This is a genomic window from Streptomyces sp. NPDC030799, from assembly GCF_055572255.1.
Genome location: NZ_JBVIDS010000001.1, coordinates 828,743 through 844,946 on the forward strand (window position 1 = coordinate 828,743; position 16,204 = coordinate 844,946).

At 72.3% G+C, this 16,204-nt stretch carries 16 protein-coding genes; 5 read left to right on the forward strand and 11 right to left on the reverse strand.

What is annotated here, in order from left to right; genetic code table 11:
• Positions 1-48: 48 nt before the first annotated feature.
• The 4 genes from lpdA to ACZ41I_RS03655 form a co-directional block, all read right to left on the reverse strand.
• A complete protein-coding gene (gene lpdA, locus ACZ41I_RS03640; RefSeq protein WP_363218075.1) occupies positions 49-1,437 on the reverse strand; it encodes a dihydrolipoyl dehydrogenase in 1,389 nt (462 codons plus the stop codon).
• Positions 1,438-1,739: 302 nt separating this feature from the next.
• Positions 1,740-3,290 (reverse strand): leucyl aminopeptidase, encoded by a 1,551-nt coding sequence (locus tag ACZ41I_RS03645; RefSeq protein ID WP_468513057.1) that lies wholly within the window; start codon positions 3,288-3,290, stop codon positions 1,740-1,742.
• Positions 3,291-3,471: 181 nt separating this feature from the next.
• Complete coding sequence (locus tag ACZ41I_RS03650; protein WP_399773608.1) at positions 3,472-4,062, reverse strand: RDD family protein; 591 nt, start codon at positions 4,060-4,062, stop codon at positions 3,472-3,474.
• Positions 4,063-4,137: 75 nt separating this feature from the next.
• Positions 4,138-4,923, reverse strand: a complete 786-nt coding sequence (locus tag ACZ41I_RS03655) for an adenosylcobinamide-GDP ribazoletransferase (protein ID WP_468513058.1) — start codon at positions 4,921-4,923, stop codon at positions 4,138-4,140.
• 60 nt (positions 4,924-4,983) lie between these two features.
• Here ACZ41I_RS03655 and ACZ41I_RS03660 point away from each other — a divergent pair, with 60 nt between their 5' ends.
• Positions 4,984-5,748, forward strand: a complete 765-nt coding sequence (locus tag ACZ41I_RS03660) for a hypothetical protein (RefSeq protein WP_468513059.1) — start codon at positions 4,984-4,986, stop codon at positions 5,746-5,748.
• Here the strand turns inward: ACZ41I_RS03660 and ACZ41I_RS03665 are convergent.
• The 3 genes from ACZ41I_RS03665 to cobT all read right to left on the reverse strand — a co-directional run bounded on the left by ACZ41I_RS03665 (position 5,688) and on the right by cobT (position 9,492).
• The gene (locus tag ACZ41I_RS03665; RefSeq protein ID WP_363218080.1) at positions 5,688-6,440 is read right to left on the reverse strand and encodes a hypothetical protein; all 753 of its coding nucleotides are present in this window, start codon (positions 6,438-6,440) and stop codon (positions 5,688-5,690) included. The two genes, ACZ41I_RS03660 and ACZ41I_RS03665, sit on opposite strands and share 61 nt — an antisense overlap.
• A gap of 24 nt (positions 6,441-6,464) precedes the next feature.
• A complete protein-coding gene (locus tag ACZ41I_RS03670) occupies positions 6,465-8,261 on the reverse strand; it encodes a phosphatidylglycerol lysyltransferase domain-containing protein (protein WP_399773598.1) in 1,797 nt (598 codons plus the stop codon).
• Between the two features lie 121 nt (positions 8,262-8,382).
• Positions 8,383-9,492, reverse strand: a complete 1,110-nt coding sequence (cobT, locus tag ACZ41I_RS03675; RefSeq protein ID WP_363218082.1) for a nicotinate-nucleotide--dimethylbenzimidazole phosphoribosyltransferase — start codon at positions 9,490-9,492, stop codon at positions 8,383-8,385.
• A 133-nt stretch (positions 9,493-9,625) separates the two neighbouring features.
• On the opposite strand from cobT, the gene ACZ41I_RS03680 reads away from it, so the two are divergent.
• Positions 9,626-10,609 carry a class I SAM-dependent methyltransferase gene (locus ACZ41I_RS03680; RefSeq protein ID WP_363218083.1) on the forward strand — a complete coding sequence of 328 codons (984 nt, stop codon included), beginning with the start codon at positions 9,626-9,628 and terminating at the stop codon, positions 10,607-10,609.
• A 92-nt stretch (positions 10,610-10,701) separates the two neighbouring features.
• On the opposite strand, the gene ACZ41I_RS03685 is transcribed toward ACZ41I_RS03680, so the two are convergent.
• On the reverse strand, positions 10,702-11,904 hold the full coding sequence (locus ACZ41I_RS03685; protein ID WP_363218084.1) for a bifunctional adenosylcobinamide kinase/adenosylcobinamide-phosphate guanylyltransferase: 1,203 nt from the start codon (positions 11,902-11,904) through the stop codon (positions 10,702-10,704).
• A gap of 80 nt (positions 11,905-11,984) precedes the next feature.
• Between ACZ41I_RS03685 and ACZ41I_RS03690 the strand changes: the two genes are divergently transcribed.
• Positions 11,985-12,200: a hypothetical protein gene (locus ACZ41I_RS03690; RefSeq protein ID WP_360087886.1), complete on the forward strand. Its 216-nt coding sequence runs from the start codon at positions 11,985-11,987 to the stop codon at positions 12,198-12,200.
• Positions 12,201-12,243: 43 nt separating this feature from the next.
• On the opposite strand, the gene ACZ41I_RS03695 is transcribed toward ACZ41I_RS03690, so the two are convergent.
• The 3 genes from ACZ41I_RS03695 to ACZ41I_RS03705 form a co-directional block, all read right to left on the reverse strand.
• Complete coding sequence (locus tag ACZ41I_RS03695) at positions 12,244-13,317, reverse strand: S1C family serine protease (protein WP_399773590.1); 1,074 nt, start codon at positions 13,315-13,317, stop codon at positions 12,244-12,246.
• Positions 13,318-13,373: 56 nt separating this feature from the next.
• Complete coding sequence (locus tag ACZ41I_RS03700) at positions 13,374-14,075, reverse strand: class I SAM-dependent methyltransferase (protein ID WP_363218086.1); 702 nt, start codon at positions 14,073-14,075, stop codon at positions 13,374-13,376.
• 83 nt (positions 14,076-14,158) lie between these two features.
• Positions 14,159-14,785 carry a DUF3043 domain-containing protein gene (locus tag ACZ41I_RS03705; RefSeq protein WP_363218087.1) on the reverse strand — a complete coding sequence of 209 codons (627 nt, stop codon included), beginning with the start codon at positions 14,783-14,785 and terminating at the stop codon, positions 14,159-14,161.
• Between the two features lie 246 nt (positions 14,786-15,031).
• Here ACZ41I_RS03705 and ACZ41I_RS03710 point away from each other — a divergent pair, with 246 nt between their 5' ends.
• On the forward strand, positions 15,032-15,823 hold the full coding sequence (locus ACZ41I_RS03710) for a PspA/IM30 family protein (RefSeq protein ID WP_363218088.1): 792 nt from the start codon (positions 15,032-15,034) through the stop codon (positions 15,821-15,823).
• 32 nt (positions 15,824-15,855) lie between these two features.
• The gene (pspAA, locus tag ACZ41I_RS03715; RefSeq protein WP_363218089.1) at positions 15,856-16,134 is read left to right on the forward strand and encodes a PspA-associated protein PspAA; all 279 of its coding nucleotides are present in this window, start codon (positions 15,856-15,858) and stop codon (positions 16,132-16,134) included.
• Positions 16,135-16,204: the final 70 nt, after the last annotated feature.

Sequence of the window (16,204 nt, forward strand, 5' to 3'; positions counted from 1 at the left end):
CCTAACGAATTGCGGAAGTCTGTGTCGTCGCGCCCGTTGACCGAAGGCTCAGTCGTGGGAGTGCAGCGGCTTGCCGGCCAGCGCCAGGTGGGCCTCGCCGAGCGCCTCGTTCTGCGTCGGGTGGGCGTGGATGAGCTGGGCGACCTCGGCCGGCAGCGCCTCCCAGTTGTAGATCAGCTGGGCTTCGCCGACCTGCTCACCCATGCGGTCGCCGACCATGTGGACGCCGACCACGGCACCGTCCTTGACCTGGACGAGCTTGATCTCGCCCGCGGTCTTCAGGATCTTGCTCTTGCCGTTGCCCGCCAGGTTGTACTTCAGAGCGACGACCTTGTCCGCGCCGTAGATCTCCTTGGCCTTGGCCTCGGAGATGCCGACGGAGGCGACCTCCGGGTGGCAGTACGTCACCCGCGGGACACCGTCGTAGTCGATCGGAACGACCTTCAGACCGGCCAGACGCTCCGCCACCAGGATGCCCTCGGCGAAGCCGACGTGCGCGAGCTGGAGCGTCGGGACGAGGTCACCGACCGCGGAGATGGTCGGGACGTTGGTGCGCATGTACTCGTCGACGAGGACGTAGCCGCGGTCCATGGCGACCCCGGCCTCCTCGTAGCCCAGGCCCTGCGAGACCGGCCCGCGGCCGACGGCCACCAGCAGCACCTCGGCCTCGAACTCCTTGCCGTCGGCGAGGGTGACCTTGACGCCGTCCTGGGTGTACTCGGCCTTCTGGAAGAAGGTGCCGAGGTTGAACTTGATGCCGCGCTTGCGGAACGCGCGCTCAAGAAGCTTCGAGGAGTTCTCGTCCTCGACCGGGACGAGGTGCTTCAGGCCCTCGATGATCGTGACGTCCGAGCCGAAGGACTTCCACGCCGAGGCGAACTCGACGCCGATGACACCGCCGCCCAGGATGATCGCGGACTTCGGCACGCGGTCCAGGACGAGGGCGTGGTCGGAGGAGATGATCCGGTTGCCGTCGATCTCCAGGCCCGGCAGCGACTTCGGCACGGAGCCGGTCGCCAGCAGGACGTGGCGGCCCTGGATCCGCTGACCGTTCACGTCGACGGAGGTGGGGGAGGACAGCCGGCCCTCACCCTCGATATACGTCACCTTCCGGGACGCGATGAGACCCTGCAGACCCTTGTACAGGCCCGAGATCACGTCGTCCTTGTACTTGTGGACGGCCGGGACGTCGATGCCCTCGAAGGTCGCCTTCACACCGAACTGCTCGCTCTCGCGGGCCTGGTCGGCGATCTCGCCCGCGTGCAGCAGAGCCTTGGTGGGGATGCAACCCCGGTGCAGGCAGGTGCCGCCGACCTTGTCCTTCTCGATCAGGGCGACGTCCAGGCCCAGCTGCGCCCCGCGCAGGGCCGCGGCGTAACCACCGCTACCACCGCCGAGGATCACTAGGTCGAAAACGGTGCTGGCGTCGTTCGCCACGTCACGTCCTCCATGCATGTGCGCCGTACGCCGGTCTCCGATGACCGGCAGGCGGCTGGTGTCCGGCCGCTTGATGCTTCGGCCCTTCGGTGGGGGCCCTGTCCTGCCGGGCTCCATCTTTGCACTTGTTCGAGGCGGACGAGACGCCGGGCTGGGGTGTGAGACACCCCACGTACAGCTGAAAACGAAGCGCGCGTGAGCAAGGGGCGCGGGGCTGTGTCCGATATGCGGCTCCGCCGCGCGGGCGCGAACACCCCCACGCGGCGGAGCCGTACTACGGAACGGACCGAGCCTTCAGCGAGTCAGCCCAGGTCACCCGCAGCCGTGAGCTCGGCCAGCCGCACCAGCGTCCGCACGGCGGAGCCGGTGCCACCCTTCGGGGTGTAACCGAAGGGACCGCCCTCGTTGAACGCCGGCCCGGCGATGTCGAGGTGCGCCCAGGTGATCCCCTCGCCCACGAACTCGCGCAGGAACAGACCCGCGACGAGCCCGCCGCCCATCCGCTCGCCCATGTTCGCGATGTCGGCGACCTGGGACTCCATGCCCTTGCGCAGGTGCTCCGGCAGCGGCATCGGCCAGGCCGGCTCGCCGACCTCCTCCGCCGCCTCGAACACCGCGGAGCGGAACGCGTCGTCGTTGGCCATGACCCCGAACGTCCGGCTGCCCAGCGCCAGCATCATCGCGCCGGTGAGCGTCGCGACGTCCACGATGGCGTCCGGGTTCTCCTGCGAGGCCGCCCACAGCGCGTCGGCGAGCACCAGCCGGCCCTCGGCGTCGGTGTTGAGGACCTCCACGGTCTTGCCGCTGTACATGCGCAGCACGTCACCCGGGCGCACGGCGGAACCGGACGGCATGTTCTCGGCCAGCGCCAGCCAGCCGGTGACGTTGACCTCCAGGCCGAGCCGCGCGGCGGCGACGACGGCGGCGAACACGGCGGCGGCACCGCTCATGTCGCACTTCATCGTCTCGTTGTGCCCGGCCGGCTTCAGCGAGATGCCGCCCGAGTCGTAGGTGATGCCCTTGCCGACGAAGGCGAGGTGCTTCTCGGCCTTCGGGTGCTTGTACGACAGCTTCACCAGGCGCGGGGTGGCCGCGGAACCGCCGCCGACGCCCAGGATGCCGCCGTAGCCGCCCTTGGCCAGGGCCTTGTCGTCGAGCACCTGCACCCTGATGCCGTGTTCCTTGGCCGCGGTCTGCGCGAGGCCGGCGAAGACGGCCGGGGTGAGGTCGTTCGGCGGGGTGTTGATCAGGTCGCGGGCGCGGTTCATCTCCTCGGTGACCGCGACGGCGCGGGCGACGGCACCCTTGTGGGCGGCGTCGCGCGGCTTGCCGCCGAGCACCGCGGCCTCGGCCAGCGGCGCCTTGCCGTTCCTGGCCTTGGCGTCCTTGCCGTTGGCGTTCTCCTTGTAGACGTCGAAGGAGTACGCGCCGAGCAGGATGCCCTCGCTGATCGCGCCGACGGCGCCCGGGCTGTCGACGGGCAGCGCGAACGCGGCCTTCTTCGAGCCGGCCAGCGCCCGGGCCGCCACACCGGCGGCCTTGCGCAGCGCCTCGGCGTCGTAGCCCTCGCCGTCCGCGTTCTCGCTCTTGGCGTCCGGCTCCGCGCCCAGGCCGACCGCCACGACGAGCGGTGCCTTGAAGCCGGCCGGAGCGGGCAGCTTCGTCAGCTCGCCCTCGGCACCCGAGGCGCCGAGGGTCTCCAGAAGGCCGGCCAGCTTGCCGTCGTACGCCTTGTCCACGGCCTCGGCGCCCGGCGCGACGACGGGCCCCTGGGCACCCTTGGCGACACCGATCACGATCGCGTCGGCCCGCAGGCCGGGCGCCGCGGCGGTGCTGAGAGTCAGAGCAGTCACGGTGGTGAAATCTCGCTTCCGATGTGAAGTTGCTTGGCCGAAATGGGGTGGGTCGACCGGGCCCGAGAGCCGACCCTAGGTCCATGCGTGGGCGCAGGTGGCCACCGGGGCCTTCACCCTGTCGGCGAACACCCGGGACGAGACTACGCGCGTGTGCCCGTTCGCTCATTCCTTCGGGTGTTCACCCGCGTGTGGCGCGGTGGCCACTCAACGCGCCCACGACCGAGGTGCCGGCCAGCCGGTCGGCGAGGGAGCGGCGGCCGGGGGAGAACACCGTCAGCGCGTTGACCAGGAACAGCACCACCGCGACCGCCCACACCAGCACCGACAGCGCGAAGTGCCCCTCGATCAGCAGCACACAGGCCAGCGCGTACACCGCGACGTCGGCGGCGGTGCTGACCGCGGCCCGGCGCAGGGCGTGCCGGGACAGCCGTGGAGTGACCTGGAGGCCGAGCAGGCCCTTGCCGAGGGTGCGGCCGAGCCAGGTGAGGCAGGCCCACTGGTAGAGGAACGTGACGAGGACGAGCGCGCCGAAGGCCTCCTCGACGTCCAGCACCACCTTGTCCCAGAGGGACAGGCCGAGGTGCTCGGAGGCGCCGATGACGTCGCCGCGCGAGGTGACGAGGTCGAGGCCGCCCTTCGTCGCCAACTCGGGCACGTCCGTCACCAGCGCGGTGACTCTGTGGAAGGTGAGGACGGCCAGCACGGTGGCTGCCGTGACAACAAGTGCGAAGTCTATGGACCAGGCCGTGAAGCGGCGCAGCTTCAGCACGGAATTCCCCCGAATGCAACTCTCTTGTCCGTGTGCGGGCGAAGAGCTTAGCGCCGACGGGGGAGGAGGCGCGCCTCAGCCACCCAGTGCCAGGACCACCAGGGCGGTCGTCGCGGCCGTCTCCGCCAGCGCGCCGAAGACGTCCCCGGTGACTCCGCCGAAGCGCCTCACGCAGCGGCGCAGCAGGAGTTCGGCGGCTACGAGAGCCGGCGGTACCGCGGCCGCCGCGCGCACGGCACCGTACGGGCCCCAGGCCCAACCCCCCGCGGCCGAACCGAGGATGACCGCCGCCGCAGCCGCCGCCGCCCCCGCCACCGGCACCACCCCGGCCACCGCTGCGCCCAGCCCCTCCGGCCGGGCGGCCGGGACCCCTGCTCGGGCGGCGAGGGTGAGGGCCAGCCGGGCCGCGACGGCCGAGACCACGGCAGCCAGTGCGCCCCGGGCCCAGGAGTCGCCGTACAACTGCGCCAGGACCGCGACCTGGGCCAGCAGGGTCAGGACGAGGGTGAGGACCCCGAACGGGCCGATGTCCGACTGCTTCATGATCCTGAGGGCGTCCTCCGCGGGCTTGCCGCTGCCCAGCCCGTCGGCGGTGTCGGCGAGGCCGTCGAGGTGCAGCCCGCGGGTCAGGGCGGCGGGTACGGCGACCGAGGCGACGGCGGCGAGCAGCGGACCGGCGCCCAGAAGGAGCAGGAGCAGTCCGAGTCCGGCCGCGCAGGCGCCCACCACCAGCCCGGCGACCGGGGCGCCCAGCATGCCGCCGCGTGCGGCCTGCCGGTCCCAGCGGTGCACCCGGACGGGCAGCACGGTGAGGGTGCCGAAGGCGAAGCGGAGGCCGTCGAGAGGACTGGACTTGAGCACCGGCGAAGGTTATCCGGCGGTCGCGGAGCCGTCGTCCGCGCCCGGGGATATGGTGCGCATATGGGGCACTGGTGGGTACGGAACATCGCCGAACCGGGCAAACTCCCGCTGCTGCTCGCCCTCGCCGCCTTCCTGCTGACCTTCATGATCACCCGGGTGATCACCCGGCTGATCCGGGCCGGCAAGGGCCCGTTCGGCAACGTCAAGGCGGGCGGGCTGCACATCCACCACGTCGTCCCCGGGGTCGTCCTCACCCTCGTCGGCGGATTCGGCGCGGTCGCCAGCGACCGGCACGGTACGGGCGGGGCCGTCGCCGCCGTCCTGTTCGGGACGGGCGCCGGTCTGGTCCTGGACGAGTTCGCACTGATCCTGCACCTGGACGACGTCTACTGGACCGAGGAGGGCCGCAAGAGCGTCGAGGTCGTCGTGCTCACCGCCGCGATCGTCGGGCTGCTGCTGGCCGGTTTCGCACCGTTCGGTGTGAACGACCTGTCCCAGCAGGAACTGGCCGACCGGGGTACGGTCATCTCCAACATCGCCGGGAACTTCCTGCTCTCCCTCGTGGCCCTGAGCAAGGGCAAGGCCCGCACCGCGGTGTTCGGTGTGATCGTGCCGCTGGTCGCGCTCGTCGGTGCGATCCGGCTCGCCCGCCCCGGCTCCCCGTGGGCCCGCCGCTGCTACGGCCGCCGCCCCCGCGCCCGCGCCAAGGCGGCCCTGCGCGCCTACCGCCACGACCGCCGCTGGGCCGGGCCGCGCCGCGCCCTTCAGGACTGGATCGGCGGCAAGCCCGACCCGCGCCCGGCCCGGTTGCCCGGCGGCCGCTGACCGCGCTGCAGCAGGCGGCCGTACGCCCGCCCCAGCCCGTGCCCGCGGCGGTGCCGCAGCGCCACCGCGAGGCACAGCATCCCCACGGCCATCAGCGCGGCCAGGTGTTCCTTGCCCGCCAGGTTCTCCTTGAGCAGCACCTCGACGACCATCGCCAACGTCACCGCGCCCGAGGTGAGGTAGGCGCCGTACCGCCAGCTCACGAAGACGGCGAGCCCCACCACCGCCGCCGACGGACCGGTGTCCACCACCTGCGCGTCCGTCCACGGCAACCCGAACGGGGCGTGCGTGCCGAGCGTGATGCCGATGCGTGCGTACAGCGTGCCGGCGAGCGTGGCGACGTAGGCGATGGCCAGCGTCCGCCACCAGCCGATGCACATCTCGGCGATCCCGAACACCAGCAGGATCTGCGCGAGCGCGCCCCACACCGGCAGATCCAGCGCAGGCACGAACAGCGACAGGGGAGTGCGCAGCAGGGCCAGCCACAGCGGGTCCTCGGCCCGTACGCCGCCCGCGTTCAGCACGAGCTGGTAGCCCCACGACTGGTTCTGCACATGCTGCAGCAGGGCCGTCAGGCACACCGCACCGAGCGTCATCGGGACCGCCCGCAGGCGCCGCTTCGGCAGGGCCTGCCGTACGGTGACGTACAGCAGACCCCACTCCTCACGCGCCCAGCGGGCGAGCGTTCCCATCAAGCGTTCCTCATCCCCGTACGGTCATCTGTGCGTGCCGAGGTGCCTGCGGTGCAGCCACTTCGGCAGTCCCGGCGCCTCCAGGAAGCCTTCCGCGCGGGCCGAGGCGAGGCCGATGCGCAGCAGGTCCGCGCTCTTCTCGAAGAGCAGGAACCGTGGCTCCCAGATGGGCCGGTACTTGGCGTTGGCGCGGTACAGCGACTCGATCTGCCACCAGCGCGAGAAGAAGCTGAGCAGCGAGCGCCACAGCCTCAGCACCGGACCGGCACCGAGGCGCGCGCCACGTTCGAAGACCGAACGGAACATCGCGAAGTTCAGTGACACCTGCGTGATCCCGATCTCGTCGGCGCGCCGCAGCAGTTCGATGACCATGAACTCCATCAGTCCGTTGTCGGAGTCCCGGTCGCGGCGCATCAGGTCCAGGGACAGCCCGTGCGGCCCCCACGGCACGAAGGACAGCAGCGCGCGCAGCCGGCCCTCGGCGTCCGTGCACTCCAGCATCACGCACCGTCCGTCGCCGGGGTCCCCGAGCCGGCCGAGCGCCATGCTGAACCCGCGCTCGGTCGCCCCGTCCCGCCAGTCGTCCGCACGCCCCACGAGATACGCCATCTCGTCCGCGGGGATGTCCTCGTGGCGCCGGATCCGCACCTCGTACCCGGCGCGCCTCACCCGGTTGCAGGCCTGCCGGACCGTCCGCATCGCCCGGCCCTCCAGTGTGAAGTCGGCGACCTCCACGATCGCCTCGTCGCCGAGTTCCAGGGCGTCCAGCCCGTGCCGGGCGTAGACGGTGCCCGCCTCCTCGCTCGCCCCCATCACCGCCGGGATCCAGCCGTGTGCCCGCGCCTCGGCCAGCCACGGCGCGATCGCGCCCGGCCAGGCCTCCGGATCCCCGAGCGGATCACCGGAGGCCAGACTCACCCCGCCGACCACCCGGTAGGCGACGGCCGCCTTCCCGGTCGGCGACCACACCACGCTCTTCTCCCGGCGCAGCGCGAAGTAGCCCAGCGAGTCCCGCTCGCCGTGCCGCTCCAGCAGGGCCCGCAGCTGCTTCTCGTCGTCCTCGGTGAGCGGGTCGACGGCGCGCCGGGAGCGGAAGGCGGCGTAGAGCACGGCGAGGACGAGGGCCGTGCTGAGCACGTTCACGGCGACGTTGGCCCAGTTCGGCGGGTCGATCCCCTGGAAGCGGGACTCCTCGGCGGCCACCGACACCAGGCGCAGGGTGCCGTAGTGCCAGCGCTCCAGGAAGGTGGAACGGGCCGCGTCCGGCGCCTGGTTGGTGACGGTCACCAGCAGCCCGGCGAGCAGACTGGCGATGAGCCCGCCGCCCACGGCGACCGTCGCCGCCAGCCGCGGGTTGGACCGGTCGCCCTTGGCGTAGAACTCCCGGCGGCCCACCAGCAGCGCGGCGACGAATGCGGCGGTGAGGCCCAGCGAGATCCAGTTCTGTGCGTACCGCTGGATGTCGGGGAAGGCCATGGCCAGCGCGAACAGGGCGAGGAAGGAGCCGCTGAGCACGAGGTTGAGGATCCAGGCGGCCCGCTTTCTGCGCCGCATGGTGATGGCCAGGAACGCGGTGAAGACGCCCGAGGCGAAGCCGGCCGTCAACAGGTACGGGGTGAAGAAGTCGTCCTGGTTGTGCCGGCGCACGTCCCGGCCGAGCGAGACCCAGACCGCGCTGAGGAAGTTGATGAAGGCGACGGTCCGCAGATACCAGACGGCGAAGGCGGCGGCCCGCCGGGAGGCCCCGGTGGACCGCCGCCCCTCCTCACCCGTGCGCCCCGGCTCGGCCTGCAGCCGCACGGCAATTCGGGCATCTCCCATGGGGCAGGATGATATGGGTGCTGCCCTGACCAACCGTACTTTTCCGGTCTCCGTGGCGTGCGCGCTGTTCCACCGCCGACCCGGCCGGCACGTCCTGGGTGCCGGACCGACCGGAACACGCCTACTCGTTCGTGTGTTCCGGTTCCTTCTCGAAAAGCTCTGCCGACTCCTTCTCGGACTCTTCCGGCTCCTGCTCGGGAAGCTCGGCGGCCAGCGCCGCCGCGGCCCGCACCAACGGCAGCGCCAGCAGCGCGCCCGCGCCCTCGCCGACCTTCACGCCCTGCTCCAGCAGCGGCTCCAGGGCCATCCGGTCCAGCGCCTTGGCCTGCCCCGGCTCCCCGCTGTCGTGCCCGGCCAGCCACCAGTCCGGCGCCCGGAACGCGACCCGCTGCGCGACCAGCGCGCACGCGGCGGCCACGACCCCGTCCAGGATCACCGGCAGCTTCCGCACCGCGCACTGCAGCAGGAACCCGGTCATCGCCGCGAGGTCCGCCCCGCCCACGGTCGCCAGCAGCTGCAGCTGGTCCCCGAGCACCGGCCGCGCCCGCCTGAGCGCGTCCCGGATCGCCGCACACTTGCGCATCCACGCCAGATCGTCGATCGCGAGCCCGCCCCGCCCGGTCACCACCGACGCGTCGGTCCCGCACAGCGCGGCGATCAGCACCGCCGCGGCCGTGGTCCCGCCCACGCTGATGTCGCCCAGCACCACCAGGTCCGTACCCGAGTCGGCCTCCTCGTCGGCGACCGCGACGCCCGCGCGCAGCGCCGCCTCCGCCTCGTCGAGGGTGAGCGCGTCCTCGATGTCGATACGGCCGCTGCCGCGTCGCACCCGGTGCCGTACGACGTCCTCCGGGAAGGCGTCGGGCGCGCAGTCCAGGGCCATGTCCACGATCCGTACGGGCACCTCCTGCCGCCGCGCGAGCACGGACACCGGGCTCGCGCCCTCCAGCACCGCCCGCACCAGCTGCTCCGCGCTGCCCGCGGGACGCGCCGAGACGCCCAGCTCGGCGACCCCGTGGTCACCGGCGAAGAGGATCACCCGCGGCCGCTCCACGGTCCGTACCGGTACGGCGCTCTGCGCGGCGGACAGCCACTCGCCCAGCTCGTCGAGGCGTCCCAGCGCCCCGGGCGGCACGATCTGGCGCTCCCGCCGGGCCTCGGCGTCGCGGCGCACGCCCCCGTCCGGGCGCTCGATCAGATCGGTGAAGTCGTCCAGATTAAGCCTGCTCATTCGCCGAACAGTACCGCCAGAGAACGCACGCTTCCGCGCCACATCACCACCACACCCCCACGACGTCATTGCACCCAAGATCGGGATCCCATACGTTCCGGTTTGCAGCGGAATGTCGCACAGGGAGCCGTCCATGCCGACCTCGCCTTTCACGCCGACGACCCTCCCGCGGTCGGCCGACCCGTTTCTTGAGCCGCGCCGCGAGAACTGCCCCTGGTGCGGCTCCGCAAAGCTGCGCACCCGGGTGCGCGCGAGGGACCCCCTGCGACACCGGCCGGGCAGGTTCGCCGTCGACCGGTGCCGTGAGTGCGGCCACGTCTTCCAGAACCCCCGGCTCACGGCGGAAGGGTTCACCTTTTTCCACCGGGACGTCTACGAACGGCACCTGGAGGAGTTCACCGCCCGGATCCTGTCCGCCGAGGCGGTCCGGCGCCGGCACCGCGCCACCGCCCGCAGGCTGTCGGCGCTGGCCGAGGCGGAGAGCTGGCTGGACGTGGGCACGGGCCACGCCCGCTTCCCCGAGGCGGCGAAGGAGTTCTTCCCGTACACGAGTTTCGACGGCCTGGACCCGACGGCCCGGGTGCAGCAGGCCCAGCTGGAGGAGCGGGTCGAGGAGGCCCACCGCGGCTACCTCTCCACCCCCGGAATGGCGGCCCGGCTGCGCGCCCGCTACGACGTGGTCAGCATGTTCCGGCATGTGGAGCACGCGCCCGACCCGCGCGCCGAACTCCGCGCGGCCCTGACGGTCCTCCGCCCCGGCGGCCACCTCGTCGTGGAAGTCGCCGACCCGCGCTGCGCGTTCGCCGCGCTGCTCGGCAGGCTCTGGCTGCCGTACGGCCAGCCCCGCCACCTGCACCTGATGCCTCTGGCCAATCTGCGCGCCGAGTTGGAGTCCCTGGGCTGCACCGTTCTCGTGATCGACCGCACGGACCCCCATGTGCCCTACGACCTCGCAGGCGCCGTCGCCCTGGCCTCGGCTCCCCATCTGCTGCTGAGGATCGTCGCGGCGCCCCTGCTGGACCTGGCGTCGGCCGTGGACCACATCCTGGCGCCCTTGTTCCGCCGCACCGCGTTCTCCAACGCGTACAGGATCGTGGCCCGCAAGGACCGCGGCTGACCGCGGGTGCGTCGTGGCTGGTCGCGCCCACGCGGCGGAGCCGCACAGCGATACAGCCCCGGCCCCGGCCCGCACCGGCACCGGGCGCCCACTCAGCCCCGGAGCACCAGAGCCTGACCGGCGACAACCAACAGCACCTGCTCACACTCCGCCCCGAACGCCGCGTTCAGGCGCCCCAGTTCGTCCCGGTACCGACGGCCGGAGGCAGTCGCCGGCACGATCCCCGACCCCACCTCGTTGGACACGGCGACAACGGTCCGCCGAGTACCGCGCACCGCGTCCGCCAGCTCCCGCACCCGCTCCCGCAGGGACTTCTCACCGCCCCCCGCCCACTCCGCGTCGTCCCACGCCCCCACGGAGTCCATGACGTCCGTCAGCCACAGCGACAGACAGTCGATCAGCAGCGGCGGCCCGTCCTCGCGGAGCAACGGCACCAGGTCCGTCGTCTCCGCCGTACGCCACGACCCCGGCCGCCGCTCCCGGTGCAGAGCCACCCGCTGCGCCCACTCGCCGTCCCCGTCCCGCGTCCCGCCGGTCGCCACGTACAGCACGTCCGGGAAGGTCTCCAGACGCCGCTCGGCCTCCACCGACTTGCCCGAGCGCGCCCCGCCCAGCACCAGCGTCCGGCGCGGCACGTCCGGTACGTCCTCGTACGCGCCGACGGTCAGCGTCGTGCCGTCGGCGACCGCCCGCGCCCCGGCCGCCGCCAGCCGGCGCCGCAACTCCGGACCGGGCGGCACGTCGTGGTCGAGGTGGACGGCGAGCACGTCCGTGGTCGGCCCGGCGGAGCCGACCGCCCGCAGCCGGGCCAGCGCGTCCGGGCGGCCCACGACGTCCGCGAGCACCATGTCGTACGACTCCGCCGTCGCCTCCTCCAGACCGGCCGGGGCCCCGCCGGGCGGCAGGTAGAGCAGCCGCCGGCCGTCCGGGCCGGTCACGTCGTATCCGGTGCCGCCCGCGTCCATCGCCAGCGCCCGTACCCGATGCCCCGTCAGCACCGCCAACTCCCGCCCGTCCGGAACCCGCCCGGGCTGCGGCAGTCCGGCCGGCACCTCCACCACCGGCCCGTGGTGCGGATGGGACAGCAGCACCTGCCGCACCCCGGCCAGCGAATGCCCGGCCCGCGCCGCCGCGAACGCCGCGCCCGGCGTCAGATCGAGCAGCAGCGCCCCGTCCACCAACACGGCCGTGGCCGCCCGCGCGTCGGGCCCCAGCGCGGTCGCACAGGCGGCGCAGGGGCAGTCGGGCCGGGGCAGTCCGGCCGGGGCGCCGGTACCGAGCAGAGTCACGTCCACGGATCGATTTTCGCCCGTCCGATCAGGTCTTGCGCTTCCGGCTAGTCTTCCGGCAGGTGTTGGATCACAAGGAGGCCCACATGACGGCATGGACGTGGCGGTTCGAGAAGGCCGACGGGACGGAGGTCCAGCCCGCGGTGCAGCCCGAGGAGTTCACCACCCAGGGGGATGCCGAATCCTGGATCGGGGAGCACTGGAAGGCGCTGCTGGAGGGCGGGGCCGACCAGGTGCGGCTGTTCGAGGAGAACACCGAGATCTACGGACCGATGAGCCTGCACGCCGCCATGGAGGCGTAGGCCCGGGCCCGGGGGTACGGCTCGGGGCCGTACCCCCGCTTTCTCACTGCTCGCCGAGCGTCACCTCCGCCGTTCGTACGGCCCCGTCCCGCTGGAAGGTCACTGTCATCCGCTGGCCCGGCCTGTCCGTCGCCAGCGCCTCCGAGAGGGAGGTGATGGTGGTGATGGAGTGGTCACCCAGCCTGGTGATGATGTCGCCCGGGCGCAGGCCCGCCCGGTCGGCCGCGCCGCCGCTGCTGACGGTGACCACCGCGACCCCGGCGGGCTGGTAGCGGTCGTCGACGACCGTCCGCGCGGTGATACCGAGCGCGGCCCGCCCGGAGTCGACGACCTTGCCGTTCTTGACGATCTGGCCGGCGACCGTCTTCACCATGGACGCGGGGATGGCGAACCCGATGCCGGCCGCCGCGCTGCCCCCGAGGCCGGGGTCGGCGGCGGCGAGCGTCGGGATGCCGATGACCTGCCCGGCGAGGTTCACCAGCGCGCCGCCGCTGTTGCCGGGGTTGATGGCGGCCGAGGTCTGCACCATGTTCGCGATCGTCGCGCCGGTACCCCCGCCCGCGCTGCCCTCGCTGACGGTCCGCCCGGTCGCCGAGACGATGCCCTGGGTCACGCTGGAGGACAGCCCGAGCGGCGAGCCCATGGCCAGCACGATCTGGCCGACCTCCACCTTCTCGGAGTCGCCGAACTGAGCCGCCTTCAGCCCGGCCGGCACCTTGTCCAGCTTGATCACGGCCAGGTCCTGCTCGGGGTAGGAGTACACCAGGCGCGCGGTGAGCGGCTCCTCGTTGTTGGCCGTGGTCACCTGGAACGTCTTCTCCGACTGGACCACGTGTGCGTTGGTGACGATGTGCCCCTTGTCGTCGTACACCACCCCGGAACCCAGGTCATGGCTGGCCTGGATCTGCACGACCGACGGCAGGACTTCCTTGATGACCTTCTGGTACTGGGCCTGCAGCTCGTTCACGGCCGGCAGCACGGCCGTCCGTGCCGGTGCGGCGGTGTCCTGGACGGCCGGAGCGGAGGAGCCGGTGCAGCCGACGGCGAGGGCCGCGCAGCAGACCGGCGCGACGGCGGACACGGCCTTCCGGAGGGCACGGGTGAGGGAAGCGTCCATGCCCCGAGTCTCACCGGGCGGTGATCACCCGGCCCGCGCTGTTCCCCCGAACGGTCTCAGCCGCGTACGCCGCACAGGTGCAGCAGCGCCGCCACCCCGCGGTAGGGGTCCGTGCGCCCGGCCCTCTCCTCGACCGCGAGGAGGGCTTCCAGGTCGTCCGGGATCGGCGCGTCGTCCGCCGCGGTGTCCGTGAAGACCCGGACGCCGTACCAGGCGTGCAGCGGGGCCGCGATCCCGGCGAGCGTGGCGGTGAGCGCGGAGAGCCGGTCGGCGCGGACGTCCAGGCCCAGACGGTTCCGGTAAGCGGTCGTGTCGAAGGCGGCCAGCGCGCCCGCCCAGTCACCGGCGAGGCCCGCGCGCATGGCCAGTGCGTCGCCGTTGCGCACCAGCAGGGAGAGGAGTCCGCCAGGGGCGAGCATCCTCGCCAGGCCGGCCACCAGCGGGTCGGGCTCCTCCACGTACATCAGCACCCCGTGGCACAGCACCACGTCGAAGCTGCCCGGCAGGAAGTGCACACCGGTGTCCCGCCCGTCGCCCTCCACCAGCCGGACCCGCTCGCGGATGCCCTCCGGCTCGGCGGCCAGCGCCTCACGCGCGGCGGCGATCATGGTCGGGTCCTGCTCGACGCCGGTCACCCGATGGCCGAGCCGGGCCAGCCGCAGCGCCTGCGTGCCCTGGCCCATGCCCACGTCGAGCACCCGCAGCCGCTGCCCGACCGGGAACCGCCCGGCTATCTGCTCGTCCAGCTGCCGGGCCACCAGTTCCTGCCGTACGACATCACGCAGCCTGCCCAGCCTGCTCAGCCACGCGTTGGCCGCACCCCCGGTGAAAGCCTCTGCGCTCAGGGCCGCTCTCCGCGCTTGACCTGCGGCTTCGGCAGCCGGAGCCGGCGCATCTGCAGGGACCGCATCAGGGCGTAGGCCACCGCGCCACGCGTGTTCTCGTCCGGGAAGCGCTCCGCGAGCCGCTTCTTCAGCCGGAACCCGCTGATCGCCGCGTCCACCACGATCAGCACGATCACCACCAGCCACAGCAGCAGCGCGGTCGACTGGATCGCCGGCACCCGCACCACGCTCAGCACGAGGATCACCACGGCGAGCGGCAGGAAGAACTCCGCCACATTGAACCGCGAGTCCACCCAGGCGCGGGCGAACTTGCGGACCGGACCCTTGTCCCGGGCGGGCAGGTAGCGCTCGTCCCCGCTGGCCAGCGCCTGGCGCTGCCGCTCCAGGGCCTGGCGCCGCTCCTCGCGCTGACGCTTCGCGGCCTCCTTGCGGGTGGTCGGCGTATGGGCCACGCTGCGCCGCTGGGACTGGGCCTCACTGCGCTTGGGCGTGGGCCTGCCCTTCGGGGCCTGCGGGTCACGGGGCTGCTTGGAGAGGTCTACCGCCGTCTTGTCGGCGGGAGCCTTCTCGTCCTTGGCACGGCTACGGAACACAAAACCCAAGGGTAAGGGCTGCACCGGCATGGACCCCAGCCCGGCCGGGAACGATCCGGCAACACCGGACGTCTGTAGGGGGACAGAGGGGGCGTTCCGGTGCGGGCGGGTGGGGGATCACCTACTCCTCACGCCGGAGCGGGAGCGTCCGCAGTCGTCCTCGGGGATGAGCGCATCACTCCCCGAACAGTGCGGTAATGGAGTCAGGGCCCGTACTGTGGGTCCTGTCGCAGGATCTGTGAGCTGGAGTCCGTCAGAAGGGGGCGCGCGAAGCCCATGAGCGGTGTCATGAAGCGTATGGGGATGATCTTCCGCGCGAAGGCGAACAAGGCCCTTGACCGGGCCGAGGACCCGCGCGAGACCCTCGATTACTCGTACCAGAAGCAGCTGGAGCTGCTGCAGAAGGTCCGCCGCGGCGTCGCCGACGTGGCCACCAGCCGCAAGCGTCTGGAACTCCAGCTCAACCAGCTGCAGCAGCAGTCCACCAAGCTGGAGGACCAGGGCCGCAAGGCGCTCGCGCTCGGCCGTGAGGACCTGGCGCGCGAGGCGCTGTCCCGGCGCGCCGCGCTCCAGCAGCAGGTCACCGACCTGGAGACGCAGCACGCCACCCTCCAGGGCGAGGAGGAGAAGCTCACCCTCGCGGCCCAGCGCCTGCAGGCCAAGGTCGACGCCTTCCGGACGAAGAAGGAGACCATCAAGGCCACCTACACCGCCGCCCAGGCCCAGACCCGCATCGGCGAGGCCTTCTCCGGCATCTCCGAGGAGATGGGCGACGTCGGCCTGGCCATCCAGCGCGCCGAGGACAAGACGCAGCAGCTCCAGGCCCGCGCCGGCGCGATCGACGAGCTGCTCGCCTCCGGTGCCCTGGACGACCCGACCGGCATGGCCAAGGACGACATCGCGGCCGAGCTGGACCGGCTGTCCGGTGGTAGTGATGTAGAGCTGGAACTGCAGCGCATGAAGGCCGAGCTGGCCGGAGGCTCCCCGCAGCAGGCGATCGAGGGCGGCACGGGCCAGGGGCAGACCCAGCAGCAGCCGCAGGACACCCCGCGCTTCGACAAGCAGTAGCCCGGGCCGGGACCCGAGCCGAGGAGGCCGACGTGATCGTACGGATCATGGGGGAGGGCCAGGTGCAGCTGGACGACTCCCACTTCGTCGAGCTGAACAAGCTGGACGACGAGTTGCTGGCCGCGATGGAGAGCGGCGACGGCGCCGGCTTCCGCGCCACCCTCCACGCCCTCCTGGACAAGGTCCGTGAGCTGGGCCGGCCCCTGCCGGACGCTTCGCTGGAACCCTCGGAGCTGATCCTGCCGTCGGCCGACGCGTCGTTGGAGGAGGTCCGGGACATGCTCAGCGACGACGGGCTGATCCCCGGGTGAGAGCCCGGCCGGCTCGGGCGGCCCGCGGACTGCGGGCCGCCGACGCCTGATCGCGCAGTTCCCCGCGCCC